General features: G+C 66.6%; 16 protein-coding genes and 1 pseudogene. 9 read left to right on the forward strand and 8 right to left on the reverse strand.

Translation table 11 applies throughout. The features are described from left to right. Positions 1–70: 70 nt before the first annotated feature. Complete coding sequence (locus tag INQ43_RS07405; protein ID WP_194036020.1) at positions 71–5,095, reverse strand: NAD-glutamate dehydrogenase domain-containing protein; 5,025 nt, start codon at positions 5,093–5,095, stop codon at positions 71–73. A 91-nt stretch (positions 5,096–5,186) separates the two neighbouring features. Next, positions 5,187–6,380, reverse strand: coding sequence for an acyl-CoA dehydrogenase family protein (locus tag INQ43_RS07410; protein ID WP_343221380.1), 1,194 nt, complete (start codon positions 6,378–6,380; stop codon positions 5,187–5,189). A 106-nt stretch (positions 6,381–6,486) separates the two neighbouring features. On the opposite strand from INQ43_RS07410, the pseudogene INQ43_RS07415 reads away from it, so the two are divergent. The 3 genes and pseudogenes from INQ43_RS07415 to metH form a co-directional block, all read left to right on the forward strand. Next, positions 6,487–7,413: pseudogene (locus INQ43_RS07415) on the forward strand (metalloregulator ArsR/SmtB family transcription factor); the annotation flags it as partial. A 56-nt stretch (positions 7,414–7,469) separates the two neighbouring features. Beyond that, positions 7,470–8,570, forward strand: coding sequence for a homocysteine S-methyltransferase family protein (locus INQ43_RS07420; protein ID WP_194036022.1), 1,101 nt, complete (start codon positions 7,470–7,472; stop codon positions 8,568–8,570). 10 nt (positions 8,571–8,580) lie between these two features. Then, the gene (metH, locus tag INQ43_RS07425) at positions 8,581–11,268 is read left to right on the forward strand and encodes a methionine synthase (RefSeq protein ID WP_194033704.1); all 2,688 of its coding nucleotides are present in this window, start codon (positions 8,581–8,583) and stop codon (positions 11,266–11,268) included. 248 nt (positions 11,269–11,516) lie between these two features. Here the strand turns inward: metH and INQ43_RS07430 are convergent, their stop codons facing one another. The 5 genes from INQ43_RS07430 to INQ43_RS07450 all read right to left on the reverse strand — a co-directional run bounded on the left by INQ43_RS07430 (position 11,517) and on the right by INQ43_RS07450 (position 15,732). After that, positions 11,517–12,191 (reverse strand): DUF2058 family protein, encoded by a 675-nt coding sequence (locus INQ43_RS07430; protein WP_194033705.1) that lies wholly within the window; start codon positions 12,189–12,191, stop codon positions 11,517–11,519. A gap of 42 nt (positions 12,192–12,233) precedes the next feature. Continuing rightward, a complete protein-coding gene (locus tag INQ43_RS07435; protein WP_194033706.1) occupies positions 12,234–12,473 on the reverse strand; it encodes a SlyX family protein in 240 nt (79 codons plus the stop codon). Continuing rightward, on the reverse strand, positions 12,470–13,831 hold the full coding sequence (locus INQ43_RS07440; protein WP_194036023.1) for a UDP-glucose/GDP-mannose dehydrogenase family protein: 1,362 nt from the start codon (positions 13,829–13,831) through the stop codon (positions 12,470–12,472). The genes INQ43_RS07435 and INQ43_RS07440 overlap by 4 nt, the downstream gene beginning before the upstream one ends. Positions 13,832–13,888: 57 nt before the next feature. After that, positions 13,889–14,668, reverse strand: coding sequence for an FKBP-type peptidyl-prolyl cis-trans isomerase (locus INQ43_RS07445; RefSeq protein WP_194036024.1), 780 nt, complete (start codon positions 14,666–14,668; stop codon positions 13,889–13,891). Between the two features lie 74 nt (positions 14,669–14,742). Continuing rightward, positions 14,743–15,732, reverse strand: coding sequence for an FKBP-type peptidyl-prolyl cis-trans isomerase (locus INQ43_RS07450; RefSeq protein WP_194036025.1), 990 nt, complete (start codon positions 15,730–15,732; stop codon positions 14,743–14,745). A gap of 156 nt (positions 15,733–15,888) precedes the next feature. Here INQ43_RS07450 and INQ43_RS07455 point away from each other — a divergent pair, with 156 nt between their 5' ends. The 5 genes from INQ43_RS07455 to INQ43_RS07475 all read left to right on the forward strand — a co-directional run bounded on the left by INQ43_RS07455 (position 15,889) and on the right by INQ43_RS07475 (position 19,193). Further along, positions 15,889–16,146, forward strand: coding sequence for a hypothetical protein (locus INQ43_RS07455; RefSeq protein WP_194033710.1), 258 nt, complete (start codon positions 15,889–15,891; stop codon positions 16,144–16,146). 4 nt (positions 16,147–16,150) lie between these two features. Next, entirely contained in the window at positions 16,151–16,525 is a 375-nt protein-coding gene (locus tag INQ43_RS07460) for a GntR family transcriptional regulator (protein WP_194033711.1), read from the forward strand. Next, the gene (locus tag INQ43_RS07465) at positions 16,522–17,409 is read left to right on the forward strand and encodes an ABC transporter ATP-binding protein (protein WP_194033712.1); all 888 of its coding nucleotides are present in this window, start codon (positions 16,522–16,524) and stop codon (positions 17,407–17,409) included. Before INQ43_RS07460 ends, INQ43_RS07465 begins: the two co-directional genes overlap by 4 nt. Beyond that, positions 17,406–18,464 carry an ABC-2 transporter permease gene (locus tag INQ43_RS07470; protein ID WP_194033713.1) on the forward strand — a complete coding sequence of 353 codons (1,059 nt, stop codon included), beginning with the start codon at positions 17,406–17,408 and terminating at the stop codon, positions 18,462–18,464. Before INQ43_RS07465 ends, INQ43_RS07470 begins: the two co-directional genes overlap by 4 nt. Before the next feature lie 102 nt (positions 18,465–18,566). Then, positions 18,567–19,193: a hypothetical protein gene (locus INQ43_RS07475; protein WP_194036026.1), complete on the forward strand. Its 627-nt coding sequence runs from the start codon at positions 18,567–18,569 to the stop codon at positions 19,191–19,193. On the opposite strand, the gene INQ43_RS07480 is transcribed toward INQ43_RS07475, so the two are convergent. Beyond that, the gene (locus tag INQ43_RS07480; protein WP_194036027.1) at positions 19,177–20,589 is read right to left on the reverse strand and encodes a class II fumarate hydratase; all 1,413 of its coding nucleotides are present in this window, start codon (positions 20,587–20,589) and stop codon (positions 19,177–19,179) included. The two genes, INQ43_RS07475 and INQ43_RS07480, sit on opposite strands and share 17 nt — an antisense overlap. A gap of 108 nt (positions 20,590–20,697) precedes the next feature. Here INQ43_RS07480 and purB point away from each other — a divergent pair, with 108 nt between their 5' ends. Then, a complete protein-coding gene (purB, locus tag INQ43_RS07485) occupies positions 20,698–22,074 on the forward strand; it encodes an adenylosuccinate lyase (protein ID WP_194036028.1) in 1,377 nt (458 codons plus the stop codon). Positions 22,075–22,188: the final 114 nt, after the last annotated feature.

Below are 22,188 nucleotides of genomic sequence, written 5' to 3' on the forward strand. Positions count from 1 at the left end.
GTGGCTGCGGCGCGCAAAAAAAAACCGGCGGGAGCCCGAGGGCCACCGCCGGCTTTGTTGGCCGTCCGGATCAGGCGGCCGCTTCTGCCAGTTGCGCCAGGCGACGCACCGCGACGGAAACGGTCGGGTAATCCAGGTTCTTCTGGTTCACCAGCTCGGCGAGCATCGACAGGGTGAAACGCACGCCCTGGTCGTCGCGTGCCAGCCAGGCTTCGATCTTAGCTGCCGCCGGCTTCTTGCCGCCGCCGGCGAGGATCTGCCCGACCAGTGCCCGCTGCTGCGCGGCCAGTTCGTCACGCATCGCGCCGCGGGCGAGCGCCTGCCAGCGTCCCTCCACCGGCAGGGCGTTGATCTGCTCGTGCAGCCACGGCAGCTGGAACGCGGCGCCGAGGTCGAAGTAGGCACGCGACGCTTCCAGCGCCGACACCTTGCGGGCGTTGGCGATCTCGATGATGTCGCAGGCGAACTCCAGCACCGGCAACGCCGCCAGATGCTCCGCCAGCGCCGACGGCACGCCCTTGGCCTTCCACTCGGCCAGCTGGGCGTTGAACTTCTCGCGGCGCACCGGCGACATCGTCTCCGGCAGCGCCGCATGCACGGCCTTGAAGCCGTCGCCGAAGCGCGCCATGCCCTTGGTGATCTCCGGCATCGGGCCCGGACGCGACAGCAGCCAGCGGGTGACCGTACGCAGCAGGGTCCAGATCGTCTGCAACGCATCGATCTGCACCGACTCCAGCACCTTGCCGTCGAGCGCGTCGATCTGCGCCCACAGCGCGCGGGCATCCAGCGCCTCGCGCGCGATGGTGTAGGCCTCGGCGATCTCGCCCGGGCTGCGACCGGTGTCCTCCTGCATCCGCAGGGTGAACGTCGCCCCCATCCGGTTCACCATCGAGTTGGTGATCGCGGTGGCGATGATCTCGCGCTTCAGGCGGTGGCCTTCCATCGCCTTGGCGTATTTGGCCTGCAGCGGTTTGGGGAAGTAGCGCACCAGCTCCTTGGACAGGTAGGGATCCTCGGGCACGTCCGAATCCACCAGCTGCTGGAACAGCACCAGCTTGCTGTAGGACAGCAGCACCGCCAGCTCCGGCCGCGTCAGGCCCAGCCCGCGTGCCTTGCGGTCGGCAAATTCCGCATCCGATGGCAGGTACTCGATCTGGCGGTCCAGCAGGCCCTGCGACTCCAGGGTCTGGATGAAGTGCTGCTTGGAACCCAGACGCGGCGCGCTCATGCGCTCCATCAGGCTGATGGCCTGGTTCTGGCGGTAGTTGTCCACCAGCACCAGCCCGGCCAACTCGTCGGTCATCTCCGCCAGCAGCTTGTTGCGCGCCGGCAGGGTGAGCTTCTTCAGCTTGACCTGCTCGTTGAGCAGGATCTTGATGTTGACCTCGCGGTCCGAGGTACCCACGCCGGCGGAATTGTCGATGAAGTCGGCGTTGAGCAGCGCGCCCGCCTGGGCGGCCTCGATGCGGCCCAGCTGGGTCATGCCCAGGTTGCCGCCCTCGCCGATCACCTTGCAGCGCACGTCGCGGCCGTCGATGCGCAGGCCGTTGTTGCCGCGGTCACCCACGTCGGCGTGGCTCTCGGTGCTGGCCTTGATGTAGGTACCGATGCCGCCGTTCCAGAGCAGGTCGACGGGCGCCTTGAGGATCGCGCTCATCAGCTCGTTCGGGCTCATCGACTTGATCGACTCATCGATGCCGAGCACGGCCTTGACCTGCGCGGTCAGGTCGATCGACTTGGCGCTGCGCGGGAACACGCCGCCGCCCTCACTGATCAGGTCGCGCTTGTAGTCGTCCCAGCTGGAACCGGCCAGCTTGAACAGGCGCTGGCGCTCCTTGTAGGACGTGGCCGCCAGCGGATCGGGATCCAGGAAGATGTGGCGGTGATCGAACGCGGCGACCAGGCGGATGTGCTTGGACAGCAGCATGCCGTTGCCGAACACGTCGCCGGACATGTCGCCGATGCCGACCGCGGTGAAGTCCTCCTTCTGGGTGTTCACGCCCAGGGCGCGGAAGTGGCGCTTGACCGACTCCCACGCGCCGCGCGCGGTGATGCCCATGCCCTTGTGGTCGTAGCCGACCGAGCCGCCAGAGGCGAACGCATCGCCCATCCAGAAGTTGTGGTCGGCGGAGATCGCGTTGGCGATGTCGGAGAAACGCGCCGTGCCCTTGTCGGCGGCGACCACCATGTAGGCGTCATCGCCGTCGTGGCGCACGACGTTGTCGGGATGCACGACCTTGCCATCGACCAGGTTGTCGCTGATGTCGAGCAGGCCGTTGATGAACATCTGGTAGCAGGCCACGCCCTCGGCCTGCAGCGCGGCGCGATCGCTCGGCGGGCGCTTGACGATGAAGCCGCCCTTGGCGCCGACCGGCACGATGATCGTGTTCTTGACCATCTGCGCCTTGACCAGGCCGAGCACCTCGGTGCGGAAATCCTCGCGCCGGTCCGACCAGCGAAGGCCGCCGCGGGCCACTGGCCCGAAGCGCAAGTGGATGCCTTCCACGCGCGGTCCGTAGACGAAGATCTCGCGGTACGGACGCGGCTTGGGCAGGTCGGGCACCAGCGCGGAATCGAACTTGTAGGCCACGTAGCCGCAATCGGCTCCGCCCACGCCGCACTGGTAGTAGCTCGTGCGAAGCGTCGCCTCGATCACGTCCATGAAGCTGCGCAGGATGCGGTCCTCATCGAGGCTGGAGACGCGATCCAGCAGCGTCATCAGCGCGGTCGACGCGGCTTCGGTCTGGGCCTCGCGCTTCCCACCACGGGCCGCGACGACAGGTGCCAGCGCCGCCAGGACGATCTCATCTCCGCCGCTCAGGCGCTCAACCTGTTGCTGCAGCAACGCCTGACCGGCCTTGATGTCCGCCTTGTCCTCGCTGCCGGTACTGGGATCGAAGCGCGCTTCAAACAGCTCCACCAGCAGCCGGGCCAGGACGGGATAACGCGCGAACGTCTCCTCGACATAACTCTGCGAGAACGGTACGCCGACCTGGAGCAGGAACTTGGCGTAGGCGCGCAGCATCGCGACCTGGCGCCAGGTCAGGCCGGCAGCGAGGATCAGGCGGTTGAAGCCGTCATTCTCGGCCTCGCCGCGCCAGGTGCGGGAAAACGCGTCCTCGAAGTTGTCACCGATGCCCTCGACGTCGACATCCGGCGTGCCGGTCTCGACCTCGAAGTCCTGGATGTAGACCACCTCGCCGCCGGCGTGCAGGCGGTAGGGGTGCTCGGCAATCACGCGCAGGCCCATGTTCTCCATCATGGGCAGTGCGTCCGACAGTGAGATGTCGTCGTGCTGGCGGTAGAACTTGAAGCGCAGGCCGCCGGTGCCGGGGCGGCTGCGGTACAGGCTCAGGCGCAGGTCCTCGGGGCCCGTCAGCGCGGCCAGGTGTTCCACGTCGGCCGCGGCCACGGGCAGCGAGACGTTCTCGATGTAGCCCGCCGGCAGCGCGTTGCCGAACGTGGCTGCCATCTCCAGACCGCGCTCCTCGCCATGGCGCTCGGCGAGCACGCCGGCCAGGTCGTCGCGCCAGTCGCGGACGATTTCCGCCAGCTCCGCCTCGATGACGGCGTTGTCCACCTGCGGCATGCCTTCCACGCCCAGTGCGCCGGGTTTGGGGCGGACCAGCACGTGCAGCTGGGCCAGCGGCGAGTCGCTCAGCATTACGGTGGTATCAATGTGCTCGCCATGCAGTTCGCGCTTGAGCATCGCCTCGATGCGCAGGCGCACGTCGGTGTTGAAACGCTCGCGCGGGATGTAGACCAGGCCGGAGAAGAACCGGCCGAAACGGTCGCGGCGCAGGAACAGCTTGCTGCGCACGCGCTCCTGCAGGCCGAGGATGCCGGTGGCGGTCTTCAGCAACTCCTCGCCGCTGGACTGGAACAGCTCGTCGCGCGGCAGCGTCTCCAGGATGTGGCGCAGCGCCTTGCCGCTGTGGCTGTCATCGGCGAAGCCCGAGTGGCGCATGACGTAGTCGTGGCGCTCGCGCACCAGCGGGATGTCCCACGGGCGACGGGTGTAGGCGCTGGAGGTGTACAGGCCCAGGAAGCGTTCCTCGCGCACCGGCTTGCCGTTGTCGTCGAAGCTCAGCACGCCGATATAGTCCATGTAACCGCGGCGGTGCACGGTGGCGCGCGCGTTGGTCTTGGTCAGGATCAGCGCATCGACCGAGCCCGAGTTGGGCATGCGGGTCGCCGCCAACGACGAGAGCGAGCGCGGCTTGTGGTTGTCCTTGCCGCGCAGCAGGCCCAGGCCGCTGCCCTTGACCGCGCGGAGCACGTCTTCGCCGCCCTGCTCCACCACGTCGTACTCGCGGTAACCCAGGAAGGTGAAGTGGTTGTCGGCCACCCAGTGCAGGAATTCGCGGCCCTCGTTGCGGCCCGCGTCGTCCACCGGCAGGGTGCGATTGGCCAGGTCGTCGGCCACTTCCAGCATCTTGCCGCGCATCTCGCTCCAGTCGGCGACGATCGCGCGCACGTCGTCGAGCACCGTCGACAGCTTCTTCTCGATACCCGCCATCGACGCCTTGGACTGGCGGTCGATCTCAAGGTGCATGATCGACTCGGGCTCGCCTTCGCCGATTGCCGTCAGCTTGCCGGCCTTGTCGCGCGTCACCGGTACCACCGGATGGCCGAGGACGTGCACGCCGATATCGGCTTCCGCCAACGCCATCGATACCGAGTCGACCAGGAACGGCATGTCATCGTTGATGACCTGCAGGACCGTGTGCGCTGACTCCCAACCATGGCTGTCCAGGGTCGGATTGAACAGGCGGATCTTGGCCGCGCCCGGCTTGCGCTGACCGGCGAAGTCGAGCATGTCCACCGCAAGTGCGGCCCAGCCCTGGGTGGAGTGCTGGGACCACTCGTCATCACCCATGCGCTCGTAGAACGCCTTGGCAAACGACTCGGCCTGGGCCTGATCCTTCCTGGCGGCCTGCTTGCGGACCACACCCAGGACCGTGTCGAGCGAGACGTGGCCTGCCGCGGAAGCCTCCCCCGCGGTTTTTGCGACAGCGGTGCTGGTCGCGCCCTTGGGGGCGGAAGCGGATTTCTTGCCGGTGCGGCGGGCGGGGGTTTTGCTTTCAGTGCTCATGCGAATGTGGTTTCCAATGCAGTGAGGCCCGCGTTTTCACACGGGCCAAGGCTCAGGAGTCAGTACACCAGATGGGTGTGGGCGTGCATTTTCAGCGCAGGCCGGTCTCGTTGCGGGCGATCACGAGGCGCTGGATCTCGCTGGTGCCCTCGTAGATTTCGGTGATCTTGGCGTCGCGGAAGTAACGCTCGATCGGCAGTTCCTTGGAATAGCCCATGCCGCCGTGGATCTGCAGCGCCTGGTGGGTGATCCACATCGCCGCCTCGGACGCGGTCAGCTTGGCCACCGCCGCTTCGGTGCTGAAACGTCCGCCGTGCTTCTCGGTCTCGCCCTTCTTCCAGGCCGCGCGCAGCGTCAGCAACAGGGAGGCGTCGAGCTTGCACTTCATGTCGGCGATCTTGGCCTGGGTCATCTGGAAGGCACCGATCGGCTGGCCGAAGGCCTTGCGGTCGCGGACGTACTCCAGGGTGGCTTCATACGCGGCGCGGGCGATGCCGATGGCCTGGCTGGCGATGCCGATGCGGCCGGCGTCGAGCACGCTCATGGCGATCTTGAAGCCCTCGCCTTCCGCGCCCAGGACTTCCTCGGGCTTGATCACGTAGTCGGTGAATTCGATCTCGCAGGTGGCCGAGGCGCGGATGCCCATCTTCGGCTCGGTCTTGCCGCGGTGGAAACCCTCGCGCTCGGTGTCGACCATGAACGCGGTGATGCCGCGCGCGCCCTTGTCCATGTCGGTCATGGCAAACAGCACGATGTATTTGGCGACCGGGCCGGAAGTGATCCAGCTCTTCTTGCCGTTGACCAGGTAGGTACCGTCGTCCTGGAGGGTGGCCTTGCAGCGCATGGCGGTGGCGTCGGAGCCCGACTGCGGCTCGGTCAGCGCGAAGGCGCCGATCTCGCGGCCTTCGGCGATGGCGCGCACGTAGAGCTGCTTCTGCTCCTCGTTGCCGAAGGTCAGGATGCCGTTGCAGAACAGCGAGTTGTTGACCGAGACGATGGTGGAATGGGCGGCATCGGCGGCGGCGATCTCGATCATCGCCAGCACGTAGGCGATCGGGTCCATGCCCGCACCGCCGTATTCGGCCGGCACCTCGATGCCCATCAGGCCGTTCTCGCCCAGGGTGCGGATGTTCTCCAGCGGGAACTCACCGGTGCGGTCGTGATGCTCCGCGCTGGGAGCAATTTTTTCCTGCGCGATACGACGCGCCACGTCCTGGATCATCAACTGCTCTTCGCTGAATCCAAAATCCACGTCCGCACCTCTGGCTGGTAAACGATCCGCCAATTGTAGCCCTGCGCGGCAATTAAACCGAACCGGCAGCGGCGACCGTGCTTGACCTGCGCACCGCCCGTCATCACACTTATCGCTGCATCGCGATAGGTGGATGAATATGGATCTGGAAGGCTGGTCGTCACGGCTCAAGGTGTTTGCCGACGCGACACGGGTGCGGTTGCTCACATTGCTGGAACGTGAAGAGCTCACCGTCGCGGAGCTTTCCGCCATCACCCGGCTGGCCCAGCCGCGGGTATCCACGCATCTGGCGCGCCTCAAGGATGCCGGACTGGTGCGCGACCGGCGCGCCGGCGTTTCGGCCTACTACCGGTTCGACGAGGCGGCCTTGGACCCGGCCCAACGCGCCCTGTGGAACACCCTGCGCGAGGGCAGCGACGATCCGCTGCTGCGCCAGGACGCCGAGCAGGTCCGCCAGGTGCTGGCGATGCGGGCCGCCGACCAGAACTGGGCCGACTCGGTCGCCGGCGACATGGAGCGCCACTACTCGCCCGGCCGCACCTGGGAAGCGATGGCGCGCTCCGCGTTACCGCTGCTGGAGACCGGCGACGTGCTCGACGTGGCTTCCGGCGATGGCGTGCTGGCCGAGTTGCTGGCGCCACACTCCCACCGCTACGTCTGCCTGGATTCCAGCACCAAGGTGGTGCTCGCCGCCTCCGAGCGCCTGCGACGGCTGGAAAACGTCGAGGTCCAGGAAGGCGACATGCACGAGCTGCCTTTTGCCGATGCCAGCTTTGACCTGGTCGTGTTGATGCACGCCCTCTCGTACGCCGACCATCCCGCCGAAGCCGTCGCGGAGGCGGCGCGGGTGCTGAGGCCCGGCGGTCGCCTGCTGCTGACCAGCCTGGCCGGGCACGGCCACCGCTCGGTGGTGGAAGCCTACGGCCACGTCAATCTCGGCTTTGCGCCGGCCGAGCTGCGCAACATGGTCGGCAAGGCCGGGCTGGGAGTGGAGAGTTGTGAGGTCGTCACCCGCGAGCGACGCCCGCCGCATTTCGAGGTGATCGCGCTGCTCGCCCGCAAGCCCTCCGCTGATACGCAATCGAAAGCGCGCACGACGCGCAGCAAGACCGGGGCAAAATCGTGAATACCGAACTGCCATGGCTGAATCCCGCCCGCGCGGACGCCCTTCAGGCGCAACTGCGCGAGCGCATCCTGGTGATCGACGGCGCGATGGGCACGATGATCCAGCGCCACGGGTTGGAGGAAGCAGACTACCGCGGCGAGCGGTTCGTCGACGGCTACGACCGCGAGCACGACATGCCCGACCACGTGCACGGCGCCGACTGCGGCTGCGCCCGCGACCAGCGCGGCAACAACGACCTCCTAAGCCTCAGCCGTCCCGACCTGATCCTGGATATCCATGCCGCCTACCTGGCCGTCGGCGCCGACATGGTGGAGAGCAACACCTTCAACTCGACCCGGACCTCGCTGGCCGACTACGGACTGCAGCACCTGGCGCGCGAGTTGAACGCGGCCGGAGCGCGGCTCGCCCGCGCCGCCTGCGACGCCGCGGAACGGGAGACGCCCGGTCGGCAGTGCTTCGTGATCGGTGTCATCGGCCCGACCAGCCGTACCGCGTCCCTGAGTCCGGACGTCAACCGCCCCGGCTTCCGCGCGACGAGTTTCGATGACTTGCGCCTGGCCTACCGCGAGGCGGCCGAGGGCCTGATCGATGGCGGCGCGGACGTGCTTATGGTGGAAACCGTGTTCGACACCCTCAACGCGAAGGCGGCACTGTTCGCCATCGCCGAGGTCTTCGAAGGGCGCGGCGCCCGGCTGCCGGTGATGGTCTCGGGCACGATCACCGATGCCTCCGGCCGCACCCTCTCTGGCCAGACCGCCGAAGCGTTCTGGTACTCGCTGCGGCACGCGCGCCCGCTGTCAATCGGCCTCAACTGCGCGCTGGGCGCGAAGGAGCTGCGGCCGCACGTGGACACCCTGTCGCGGATCGCCGAGGTCGCGGTCAGCGCGCACCCCAATGCCGGGCTGCCGAATGCCTTTGGCGGCTATGACGAGACGCCCGAGGACACCGCCGGCATGCTGCGCGAGTTCGCCGAATCCGGCCTGGTGAATTTCGTCGGTGGCTGCTGCGGCACCACGCCCGAACACATCGCGGCCATCGCCGAGGCCGTGCGCGGCCTGCCGCCGCGGCAGCCACCCCGCATCGCCGACGTGGCCTGAGGTCGACACGATGAGCACCCTCCCCCGCTACACCCGCCTCAGTGGCCTCGAGCCACTGGTCATCAGCCCCGAAAGCAACTTCATCAACGTCGGCGAGCGGACCAACGTCACCGGCAGCGCGCAGTTCAAGAAGCTCATCAAGGACGACCGTTACGACGAGGCGGTTGCCGTCGCCCGGCAACAGGTCGAGAACGGCGCGCAGGTGCTCGACGTCAACATGGACGAGGGCCTGCTGGATTCCGAGCAGGCGATGGTGACCTACCTGAACCTGATCGCCGCCGAGCCGGACATCGCGCGGATCCCGGTGATGGTCGACAGTTCCAAGTGGAGCGTGATCGAGGCCGGGCTGAAGTGCCTGCAGGGCAAGGGCATCGTCAACTCGATCTCGATGAAGGAAGGCGAGGAGGAATTCCTGCGCCAGGCGCGGCTGGTGCGCCGCTACGGTGCCGCGGTCGTGGTCATGGCCTTCGACGAGATCGGCCAGGCCGACACCGTCGAGCGCAAGGTCGAGATCTGCGCGCGCGCCTACAAACTGCTGACCGAGGAGATCGGCTTCCCGCCCGAGGACATCATCTTCGATCCGAACGTGTTCGCCATCGCGACCGGGATCGAGGAGCACAACGACTACGCCGTCGCCTTCATCAAGGCGACGGCCGAAATCCGCCGGCGGTTCCCGCATTGCCATATCTCCGGTGGGGTCTCCAACGTCAGCTTCGCGTTCCGCGGCAACGAGCTGGTCCGCCAGGCGATCCACGTCGTGTTCCTGTACCACGCGATCAAGGCCGGCATGGACATGGGCATCGTCAACGCCGGCGCGCTGCCGCTGTACGACACCCTGGACCCGAAGCTGCGGGAGGCGGTCGAGGACGTGGTGCTCAACCGCAACGCCGAGGCCACCGAGACGCTGCTGGAACTGGCCGAAAGCTACCGCGGGCGCAAGGGCGAGAAGAAGGTCGAGGACCTGAGCTGGCGCGAGCAGCCGGTCAGTGCCCGCCTGAGCCATTCGCTGGTGCAGGGCATCGACCAGTGGATCGTCGAGGACACCGAGCAGGCCCGGCTGGCTGCGGCCCGTCCGCTGGACGTGATCGAGGGCGCGCTGATGGACGGCATGAACGTCGTCGGCGACCTGTTTGGCGCCGGCAAGATGTTCCTGCCGCAAGTGGTCAAGTCGGCGCGGGTGATGAAGAAGGCCGTCGCCCACCTGCTGCCCTTCATCGAGGCGGAGAAGCTGCGCACCGGCGATACCGGCAAGACCAACGGCAAGATCGTCATGGCCACGGTCAAGGGCGACGTCCACGACATCGGCAAGAACATCGTCGGCGTGGTGCTGGCCTGCAACAATTTCGAGGTCATCGACCTGGGCGTGATGGTGCCCTCGCAGGTGATCCTGGACCGCGCGATCGCCGAGAACGCCGACATGATCGGCCTGTCAGGGCTGATCACGCCTTCACTGGAGGAGATGGGCCACGTTGCCCGCGAGATGCAGCGCCAGGGCTTCACCATGCCCTTGCTGATCGGCGGCGCGACCACGTCACGTGCGCACACGGCGCTGAAGATCGATCCGTTCTACAAACCGGCGACGGTATGGGTGAAGGACGCTTCGCGTGCTGTGGGCGTCGCCCAGAACCTGCTCAGCGTCGAGCTGCGCGATGCCTTCGTGGCCGCCAACGCGTCCGACTACGCGCAGATCCGCGAGCGCCACCGCACCCGCGGCAGCGGCAAGCGGCTGGTGTCGCTGGAACACGCGCGTGGCAACCGCTTCGAGGGCGGCTGGGACGAGTACGAACCGCCGGCGCCGCTGCAGCCCGGCCTGCACGTGTTCGACGACTATCCGCTGGACGAACTGGTGGAGCTGATCGACTGGACGCCGTTCTTCCAGGCCTGGGAGCTGGCCGGGCGCTACCCTGCGATCCTCACCGACGAGGTCGTCGGCGCCTCGGCCAGCGACCTGTTCCGCGACGCCCAGGCGATGCTCAAGCGCATCGTCGATGAGAAGTGGCTGACCGCCAAGGCCGTGTTCGCGCTGTGGCCGGCCAACAGCGATGGCGACGATGTCATCGCCCAGGTCGATGGCCGCGCCGAGCCGATCCACTTCCTGCGCCAGCAGGCGGACAAACCGCCGGAGCGGCCCAACCTGTGCCTGGCCGATTTCGTCGCGCCCCGTGACAGCGGACGCCAGGACTGGATCGGTGCATTCGCCGTCACCGCCGGGCTGGGCATCGAGCCCCACGTGCAGCGCTACGAGGCCGACCATGACGACTACAACGCGATCCTGCTCAAGGCCTTGGCCGACCGCCTGGCCGAGACCCTGGCCGAGCGCGTACACCAGCGCGTGCGCACCGAATTCTGGGGTTATGCGGCCGATGAGTCACTCGACACCGACGCGCTCATCGACGAGAAATACCGCGGCATCCGGCCTGCGCCCGGATACCCGGCATGCCCGGAACACAGCGAGAAGGCGACGATCTTCCGCCTGCTCGATCCGGCCAAAAACGCCGGCATGCAGCTGACCGAGAACTTCGCCATGACGCCCGCCGCGGCGGTGTCGGGCTACTACTTCAGCCATCCGCGCAGCCAGTATTTCGTGGTCGGCCGCGTGACGCGCGAGCAGGTCATGGACTATGCCGCGCGCAAGGGGTTGACCCTGGCCCAGGGCGAGCGACTGCTGGCCTCCAACCTGGATTACGACCCGGAGTAGGGTTTTTTTCGCGACCTGCAGGCCTTCGCGGCGAATGTCCCCCGGCACCCGCCTGCGGCGGGCGCCTCCTCCTTTATTTCGCCGCGAAGGTCTGCAGGTCGCTTCGCCAATCACCCCGATGCTGGAAGAACGGGAGCGGAGGCCTTGGGGTGTGAAATAAAGGAGGAGGCGCCGGCTTCATCGGTGCCGGGGGACATTCACACCCAAAGGCCTCTGCTCCCGGCGCTCCCGGCGCTCCGGCGCAAATATCACCAGACCAGATCGTCAGGCACCTGATACTGCGGGTCCGCGTAAGGGTCGTCGGCCGCCGGGGCGTCCGGGTCGACCTTCAGCGCGACCGCCGGGGCGAACACCTGCTCGGCCTCGGCCAGCAACGCCGCATCGACCAGCAGGTAACGGCCGTCGGTCTGCAGCACGCCCAACTCGCCGGCATTGAGCGCTTTGAGCTGCTCGGCAGTGACGTGGATGCGCTTGATCTTCCCGCCGTACTCGAAGTGCCGGGCGATGTCCGCGTCGGCGGAATTCAGCGCCTTGCCCTGCACCAGCTGGGTCAGTTTTGCGCGCGCTTCGCGCCGCTCGCGGGCCGCATCCTGCTTGGCCTTTTCCGCCGCGATGCGCTCGTCCTTCTCGCGCTGGGCGCGGATCGCGTAGGCCTTCGCCAGGTCGATGTCCTCGCGCGAGCGCGCCGGGTTGCGGGGCGGACGCGCCTGTCCCGGTGCACCGGGGCGCTGCCGCTTGTCGGACGGTTTGGCGACCCGGCCTTGCGCCGCCGGATTTCCCCGCCGCTCTGCGCCGCGCCCTGCCCCGACACTGCCGCCTTTGCGCTCCGGGCTGCCATCGCGCTTCTTCGCGGGACGGCGCTCGGGCTCGGGCGCAGGCTTGAAGCCAAGGCCCATCAACTGGTTGCGCAGGGTGTCATTCATGGTGTTCTTCAGCAGACAGGAGACGGCAGATGGGTCGCGCGCTCAATAATGCGGCGGTGGGGGCTCGCCCGCCGGATCGGCGGAATGCGGATTTGCCGCGACCGACAGGCGCAGCTGGCGCAGGTCTTCCAGGGCGCGGTGCAGCAGCAACGCGTTGCGCGCCTCCTCGTCGCGGGCGGCGGCCAGCGCATCACTGAGCTCGCCCAGATGATGCTCCTGGAACGAGAGCCGGGTTTCCAGGTCGACCAGGCGCTGCTCGACTCTGGGATCGGGACCGGTCATGCGACCACTCCAGGCGACCCGGAACGCGTCAACGAGCGACCGCGGCCGATCCCGTAGTAGGCGATGCCGGCTTCCTCCAGCTCTGCGGGATCGTAGAGATTGCGCCCGTCGAAGATCACCCCATCGCCCAGTGCACTGCGGAGGCGGCCAAAATCGGGGCTGCGGAACTGCTTCCATTCAGTGATCACGATCAACGCGTCGGCGCCTTCCAGCGCGTCGTACTCCGAATCGCAAAGGACGAGGTCGCCGCGCTCGCCAAAGATGCGCTGCGCCTCGCTGGACGCCTCCGGATCAAACGCGCGCACCTGCGCACCGGCAGCCCACAGCTGCTCCAGCAGGCGCCGGCTGGGAGCCGCGCGCATGTCGTCGGTGTTGGGCTTGAACGCGAGCCCCCACAGGGCGAACGTCTTGCCGGCGAGGGTGTCGCCGTAATGGCGCTGGACCAGTTCAAACAGGTGTTCCTTCTGGCGCTCGTTGACCGCCTCCACCGCGTCCAGCAGTCGCGGCTGCAGGCCGTGCTGGTGCGCGGTGCGGGCAAGCGCCTGGACGTCCTTGGGGAAGCACGAGCCGCCATAGCCGGCACCGGGATAGATGAACTGCCAGCCGATGCGCGGATCCGAGCCGATGCCCTGGCGGACCATTTCCACGTCCGCGCCAACGCGTTCGGCGATCGTGGCAATCTCGTTCATGAAGCTGATCTTGGTCGCCAGCATCGCGTTGGCCGCGTACTTGGTCAGCTCCGCGGAACGCACGTCCATCACCACGAAGCGCTCGCGGCTGCGCACGAAGGGCGCGTAGAGACGGCGCATTTTCTCGGACGCTTCGACATCCTCGGTCCCGATGATGATCCGGTCCGGGCGCATGAAGTCGTTGACCGCGTCGCCTTCCTTCAGGAACTCGGGGTTCGACACGACCGTGAAGTCGATATCCACGCCGCGCCGCGCGAGCTCATCGGCAATCGTCGCGCGTACCTTGTCAGCCGTACCGACCGGCACCGTCGACTTGTCGACGACCAGCGTCGGCTCCTCCAGGTACTGACCGATCGTCCTGGCGACCGCGAGCACGTATTGCAGGTCGGCGCTGCCGTCCTCGTCGGGCGGCGTGCCCACCGCGATGAAGATCACCTCGGCATGCGCAATGGCCTGCACCGGATCGCTGGTGAAGTGCAGGCGTCCGGCGTCGTGGTTGGCGCGCACCATCGGCGCCAGGCCGGGCTCGAAGATCGACACCTCGCCCCGCTTCAGGCCATCAACCTTGGCCTGGTCGATGTCCACGCAGACCACCTCATGGCCGACTTCTGCCAGACAGGTGCCGGTGACCAGACCGACATAGCCGGTGCCGAAAATACTGACGCGCATGATGTTTCTCCTGTCCCGACCGCGGGAAGACCAGCCCGAAGCCGGGGTGCGGAGCGGCTACTCGCCCGCGTTGTCGTTGACGATGTCGAGCAGCTCGACTTCGAACACCAGCGCGGCATTCGGACCGATCGCGCCGCCCGGGGTACCGATTTCCCCATAACCCAGCTCGGAAGGGATCCAGAAGCGGTACTTGCTGCCCACCGGCATCAACACGATGCCTTCCTGCCAGCCGGGAACGACCTGCTGCAACGGAAGGTCGGTCGGCTCACCGCGGTCATACGAGCTGTCGAAGGTCTCACCGTCCAGCAACGTGCCCTTGTAGTGGACGTTGACGACGTCATCCACGGTCGGCTTGGGGCCAGTGCCCTCCTCCAGTACCTGGTACTGCAGGCCCGAAGCAGTCACCACCACGCCCGGCTTCTTCGCGTTCCCGGCCAGGAATGCCTCGCCTTCTGCCTTGTTCGCATCCCCGATGGCGGCCGCCTCGGCGGCGCGCTTGGCCTGCAGCTTCTGGCCAAAGGCCTCCGCCACCTGCGCCGCCTGCTCGTCGGTCATCAGCGACTCGCCGCCGTCCAGCTCGGTCTTGATCGCCTTGGCCAACGTGTCCACATCGACCTCGTCCTTGACCTGCTCCAGCGCCTTGGCCAGGTCCAGGCCGATCATGTAGCTGACCTGTTCTTTCTCTGTGGCCAGGCCCTTGATCTTCAGCGGCTGGCTCTGGGCGGTGGAGGAGTCGGCAGCGTCGGCTTTCGGCGTGGCCTTGTCATCGGACTGGCAGGCCACCAGCGCGAGTGCCATGGACGCGGCAAGCAGCGCGGTACGGGAAAAATGGATCATGGAATCTGGACTCCTTGGGGCAAGACGCCCCGGTACAGGGACCGGGGCGTTGGCAATGAAAGGAAGGATACGTCCTACTTGATGATTGCCTGCAGTTCGACGTCGAATACCAGGGTCGCATTCGGCCCGATCGGACCGCCCGGCGTGCCCTTGCTGCCGTAGGCCAGATCGCCCGGAATCCAGAAGCGGTACTTGGCGCCGACCGGCATCAGGCCCAGGCCTTCCGTCCAGCCCGCGATGACCTGGTTGAGCCCGAACTCGGCCGGCTCGCCGCGCTTGTAGGAACTGTCGAACACCGTGCCGTCCAGCAGCTTGCCTTCGTAGTGGACCCGAACCTGGTCGGAGGGCAGCGGACGCTCGCCCGAACCCTGGCGCAGCACCATGTACTGCAGGCCCGAAGGCGTGGAGAACACTCCCTTCGCCTGCTTGTTCTCGGCAAGGAACTTCACGCCTTCGCTGCGGTTGGCCTCGCCCTTCACCTTGGCCTGCGCCGCCATCTCCCCCTGCTGCTTCTCGGCCTCGCCCTGCATCTTCTGCGAGAAGCTGTCGCGCACCGCGTTGAGCTGGTCATCGCTGAGGGCGAGCTTGTCGCCAGCGAACGTGGCGCGAACGCCCTGCAGCAGCTCCGGAAGATCCAGCTCACCCTTGATGGGCGCGAGGTTGCGGCCAACATCAGCCCCGACCAGGTAGGCGACCTTCTGCTTGTCCACTTCGGGAATCTTGGCGTCCGCAGGTGCCTTACCCGCCCGCGAGGCGATGCGCATCATCAGGGCCTGGCCGACCTCCTGCACCTCGCCCTCGGCGATCAGCGGCGGCTTGCCATTGAATGCGTTGCTGATGGCGCGCTCGAAAGCGGCCAGGTCGATGTCCGCAGCGGCGGGGGTGATGGAACGGGCGATGTCATGGCCAACCATGTAGCTGACCTTGGCGCGATCGGTGTTGAGCAAATTCTTCTCCTGGGCTGGAGCGTTCTGCGCAGCGGCAGCAACGGGAAACGCCACCGTGGTACCCAGCAGCGAAACGGTGGTGAACAACACGGCACTGCCGCGCAAGTAAGCCTTCATCCGGATTGCTCCTGTAGGTCGCCGGGGTGGCGGCGAAAAACGCCTATTGTCGCGGTCGCGGTGCCGCGGGGCAATCACGAGCGGACCTGTTGACGGCATGTGTTTCGGTGTTATAGTCGCATACAACACCGACTGACCTATTACGGGGACGGCACCATGAACCGGAAGTTCAACAACTCCTTGTCTGCCCTGACCATCACCGGCGCGATGCTGGTCACGACGGTGGTGTTCGGCCTGAGCCCTCTGGATGTCGAGCGTTCCACCCAGCCTGCAATAGCGAGCGTTGATGGTAATGCATCGGCCACTCACCGCCGGGAATCTTCCGCACCACCGGTTTCCCGCGCTACTGGCGGTTCCGTTCCGTTCAGGCACGCACTGCTGATGCCCTACTTCTCATTTGTTCCACGGGGATAACCCAATGACAGAAGTCCAATGGAGCGACGGCGCTCCGATCTATCGGCAACTGAAGGAGCGTGTCGTGGCAATGATGCTCGATGGCGAGCTCAAGCCCGGCGATGCGCTGCCGTCGGTCCGCCAGGTCGCAGCCGACTATCAGCTCAATCCGATCACCGTGTCGCGCGCCTACCAGGAGCTGGTGGACGAGGCACTCGTCGAAAAGCGAAGGGGTCTGGGTATGTACATGACTGAAGGAGCAGCAGAGAAACTCCTGGCAAGCGAGCGCGAACGGTTCCTGACCGAGGAGTGGCCCCTGGTGCTTGAACGCATCACCCGCCTGGGTCTGAACCTGGAGCAGCTGGTAACCGCGGACCCCAACAAGGCAGGTACCCGATGAACGCCCCTCTCGATACCAACCCCGTGAACGTCGTCAGTGCCCGCAACCTGCGAAAGGTCTACAGGAAGGGCAAGCCGGCGCTGGACGGCGCGAGCTTCGAGATCCCGGCAGGGCGGATCGTCGGCCTGATCGGTCCGAACGGCGCCGGCAAAACGACCGCGCTCAAGGCGATGCTGGGCCTGATCCAGTTCGAAGGCGGGATGAGCGTCCTGGGCCGCGATCCGCGCACCGATCGCGACGAGCTGATGCGCGACGTGTGCTTCATTGCCGATGTCGCGGTGCTGCCGCGATGGATCCGCGTCCAGCAGGCAATCGACTTTGTCGCCGGCGTGCACCCGCGTTTCGATCGCGCTCGCTGCGACCGCTTCCTAAAGGGAACCAAGCTGACGCCGAAAATGCGCGTGCGCGAACTGTCCAAGGGCATGATCGTGCAGCTCCACCTCGCTCTGGTCATGGCAATCGACGCCAGGCTCCTGGTGCTGGACGAACCGACCCTTGGCCTGGACATCCTCTATCGCAAGCAGTTCTACCAACGCCTGTTGGAGGATTACTTCGACGAGGAGAAAACCATCCTCATCACCACCCACCAGGTGGAAGAGATCGAGCACATCCTCACCGATGTGATGTTCATCAACGACGGACGGATCGTGATGGAAAGCGCGATGGACGACGTCGGTGAACGTTTTACGGAAGTGCTGGTCAGCGCCGACCGCGCCGACGCCGCTCGCGCGCTGCAGCCGATCCACCAGCGTTCGATGCCGTTTGGCAAGACGGTAATGCTGTTTGACGGCGCACCGCGGGAGCAGCTCGCCGCCCTCGGCGAGGTCCGCACGCCCGGACTGGCCGATCTGTTTGTTGCCACCATGCAGGGGACCTACGAATGAACGTCGCCGACACTTCGCTGCCGTCCACCGCGCGCAATGTTGCGCCGGTCCATTCCACGCACACCTTCAAGATGCTGCTCAAGCGCGAGTACTGGGAGCACAAGGGCGGTTTCCTTTGGGCGCCTCTGATCGCCGGCGTGATCTCACTGGTGTTGACGCTGGTCGCGTTCATTGCCGCCGAGGTCGCCACCCGCCGGGCAATCAGCAGCGGGCAGCTGAAAATCGACGGGGATGTCATCCTCAACGGCCTCGATCTAAGGGCACTCACGCGCACCCTGGACGCCGACCAGATGCAGCAACTGGCGCACGGGATCGACCTGTCACTGGTGATGGCCGCTTTCTGGCCGTTCGTCGTGCTCGCCTTCGTGACGTTCTTCTATTGCCTGGGCTCGCTGTACGACGACCGCAAGGATCGAAGCGTGTTGTTCTGGAAGTCGCTGCCGGTGTCGGATACCCAGACCGTGCTTTCCAAGCTGGCCAGTGCCGCGCTGGTCGCACCCGCCATCGCCGTGGCAATCGCACTGCTCACGATGGTCGGCTACATGTTCCTGCTCAGCGGGATGGTGATGTTGCACGGCGGCAACCCGGTGGAGCTGCTGTGGGGTCCCGCCAGTCCGGTCCGGTTGGCGACCTCTCTTGTCGCAGCCATTCCGGTGTTCGCCCTGTGGGGCATGCCGACGTTCGGCTGGCTGATGCTGTGCTCGGCCTGGGCGCGCACGAAGCCTTTCCTCTGGGCGCTGATGATCCCGCTTTTCGCCGGCATCGTTGTGCACTGGTTCAACCTTATGCGGATATTCGACCTCGACGCTTCCTGGTTCTGGTCAAACATCGTTGGCCGGATGTTGCTGGGAACCGTGTCGGGAAGCGAATTGCTCTACCGCCCGAACCCGGCGCAAGGCGGGGGCAGCGACGGACTGCACGACCTGTTGGGCCACCTGTCCGCCGGCAACATCCTCGCCAGCTTGGCCCTGCCCTCGCTGTGGATCGGCGCAGCGGCCGGCGCGGTCATGATCTTTCTTGCGATCCGGCTGCGCCGTTGGCGCGACGAGGGCTGAATACCCGGCGCAGCGCCGCTCATCCGGCCCTGCGCTTCCCGATTACTTCCCCCGACTGTGTTTCAGCGCATCACACACGACCCCTGATATCCGGAGCAGACGATGAACGTCCAACATTCCTCCCGCGCGTTTCTGCTGGTGCTGTGCCTCCTCCCGCTGGCTGCGTGTTCCGGCCCGAGCCAGTCGTCGGACGGCACTCTGGCCACCGGCCTGAACGCGGTCGCGGGCAAGATCGCCAATGCCTCCGACAAGGTGCGCGAGGAAATCCGCACCGGCGATATCGACCTCTCCAGTGACGACAACGACGCCCCCAAGGCCGTGATCACGCCGCACGGCGAGCTGGTGATCGACGGCGTGAAAGTGCAGACCAACCCCGCCCAGGATGCACTGCTGCGTGATTATCGCCAGCAGATCGAGGAAATCGCCGAGGCCGGCGCCGACATCGGGCTCAAGGGCGCGGGGGTGGCAATGACCGCGATGGGCGAGGCACTGAAGGGCGCGTTCAGTGGTGCAAGCGAGACGGACATCGAGCGTTCCATCGAAGCCCAGGCCAGCGGACTCAAGGAGGAGGCCCGCAGGCTCTGCGATCGCCTGCCGGCGTTCATTGCCACCCAGGACAAGCTGGCGGCCGCATTGCCCGAGTTCGCGCCCTACGCCAACGCCGACGCGGATGACGTCGCCGACTGCCGTTCCGACACCACGGGGGCGAGCGTTACTTCGTCCCCGTAGCCGAGCCGCGCGGCACGCCACCACGCGTCAACGCGACCGGATCCAGCAGCCGGGCGAGCTCATTCTCCGCCATGCCGGTGAGCTCCACTGCGACTTCCAGAACCGGCCGCTGTTGCGCGTAGGCCTGCTTGGCGATCGCCGCGGCTTTCTCGTAGCCGATCACCGGGTTCAGCGCGGTCACCAGGATCGGATTGCGCTGCAAAGCCCCGGCGACCACGTCCTGGCGGACCTTGAGCCCGGCAATGACCTTGTCGGCCAGCAGGCGCATCGAATTGGCCAGCAGGTTGATCGAATCCAGCAGGTTGGACGCGATCAGCGGCAGCATCACGTTGAGCTGGAAATTGCCGCTCTGGCCGGCAACGGTAATCGCCGCGTTGTGCCCCATGACCTGCGCGCACACCATCGCCACCGCCTCGGGCAGCACCGGGTTGACCTTGCCCGGCATGATCGAGCTGCCAGGCTGCAACTCGGGCAGCTCCACCTCGCCCAGGCCGGCCAGCGGCCCGGAGTTCATCCAGCGCAGGTCGTTGGCGATCTTCATCAGGGCCACCGCGAGCACGTTCAACTGGCCCGACAGCTCCACCGCGTCGTCCTGCGAGGCCAGCCCTTCGAATTTGTTATCAGCGGCCTCGAACTTCGAGCCGGCCAGTAACGACAGCGCTTTGGCCATCGCCTTGTCAAAGCGCGGGTCGGCATTGATGCCGGTGCCGATGGCCGTGCCGCCGATGGGCAGTCGGCGCAGCCGCTTCAGGCAGTCCTCGATACGCGCCTGCGCCGAGGCAAGCTGGGCCGACCATGCACCGAATTCCTGGCCGAAGGTCAGCGGCATCGCGTCCATCAGGTGCGTGCGGCCGGTCTTGGTCACCTTGTCCAGCGACTTGGCCCGGCGGTCGATGACCCGGCGCAGGTGCTTGATCGCCGGCAGCAGGGTGTCCACCGTCGCCAGCTGGGCGGACACCCGCAGCGCGGTCGGCACCACGTCGTTGGAGCTCTGGCCCAGGTTGACGTCGTCATTGGGATGCACGGGCTTGCTGCGGGCGGCGCGCGAGGCCAGCGTGGCGATCACCTCGTTTGCATTCATGTTGCTGGAGGTGCCGGAGCCGGTCTGGAAGATGTCGACCGGAAACTGCGCGTCGTGGGTACCGTCGGCGACGGCCATCGCGGCCTTCCGGATTGCGGCGGCACGGCCCTTGGGCAGCAGCCCGAGGTCGGCATTGACGGTCGCGGCCGCAGCCTTGACCAGTCCCAGCGCGCGGATGAACCCGCGCGGCATCGGCCGACCGGACACCGGAAAGTTGTCGACCGCGCGCTGGGTCTGCGCGCCCCACAGCGCGTCGGCGGGTACCTGCAACTCGCCCATGCTGTCGTGCTCGGTGCGGACATCCTGCTTGGCCATGGCGTGCTCCTGCGTAATGGTGGCAATCGCCTGAGGATACGCCGCGGCCGCCGCCGGCGCGGCGGGGCTCGCGCTAGAATGCCCAGCCCCCTGCCAAGCTCGCCTGCCATGCCCGCCAACGACGAATCCCGGTTGCTCGCCCTGTCTCCGCTCGATGGCCGCTACGCCGGCAAGGTCGACGCGCTGCGACCGATATTCTCCGAGTTCGGGCTGATCAAGGCCCGGGTCAGGGTCGAGGTCGAGTGGCTGCTGGCGCTGGCCAACGAGCCGGCGATTGAGGAACTCGTGCCGTTCTCTGCGGAGGCGACGGCGCGCCTGCGCCAACTTGCCGACGGCTTGTCGGTCGATGATGCAGCGCGGGTCAAGGAGATCGAGCGCACCACCAACCACGACGTCAAGGCAGTCGAATACCTGATCAAGGAGCGCCTCACCGACGACGCCGAGTTAGGCCCGGCGCTGGAATTCGTGCACTTCGCCTGCACCTCCGAGGACATCAACAACCTGAGCTACTCGCTGATGCTCAACGAGGCGCGCAACACGGTGATGGTGCCGCGGCTGGACGAGTTGATCGAGCAACTGCGAGCCATGGCGCACCGGTACGCCGCGCTGCCGATGCTCTCGCGCACCCACGGCCAGACCGCCTCGCCGACCACGGTCGGCAAGGAAATCGCCAACGTGGTCGCCCGCCTGCAGCGCCAGCGCCAGACCCTGGTGGATGCGCCCACGCCGGGCAAGATCAATGGGGCGGTCGGCAACTACAACGCCCATCTGGCCGCCTACCCGGATATCGATTGGCCGGCGTTCTCGGAGAAGTTCGTCACCTCGCTCGGCCTGGCCTGGCAGCCCTACACCACCCAGATCGAGCCGCACGACGGCATCGCCGAGCTGTGCGACGCGCAGAAACGCATCGACACCATCGCCATCGACCTGTGCCGCGACATCTGGGGCTACATCTCGCTGGGCTACTTCAAGCAGTCGGTCAAGGCCGGCGAAGTCGGCAGCTCGACCATGCCGCACAAGGTCAACCCGATCGACTTCGAGAACGCCGAGGGCAATTTCGGCATCGCCAACGCGCTGTTTGAACACTTCGCCATCAAGCTTCCGATCAGCCGCTGGCAGCGCGACCTGACCGACTCCACCGTGCTGCGCGCGCTGGGCACCGCGTTCGGCCATGCGCTGATCGGCCTGGATGCCTTGATGCGCGGACTGGGCAAGCTCTCGGCCAACGAGGAGCGCCTGGCCGCCGACCTGGACGCGTCCTGGGAAGTGCTCGCCGAAGCGGTCCAGACCGTGATGCGTCGCCATGGCCTGCCCAACCCGTACGAGCAGCTCAAAGCGCTGACGCGTGGCCACGGCATCAACGAGGCGTCGATGCGCGGGTTCATCAGCGGGCTTGACCTGCCCGAGGATGCACGCCGGCGCCTGCTCGAAATGACCCCGGCCAGTTACGTCGGGCACGCCGAAGCGCTGGCGCGCAACATCTAGCGCTTTGCCGGGCCGGCCCGCGGGTTCGCGGCCGGCCACATCACCAGTGGCCAGCCGTTCCGGCCCAACAGCAGGACGCGTAATGCACAACTCCAAGGCCGCGGCGTCTGGTTC

This window comes from Lysobacter sp. H23M47, from assembly GCF_015209765.1.
In the GTDB taxonomy this organism is placed as follows: Bacteria; Pseudomonadota; Gammaproteobacteria; order Xanthomonadales; family Xanthomonadaceae; genus Novilysobacter; species Novilysobacter avium.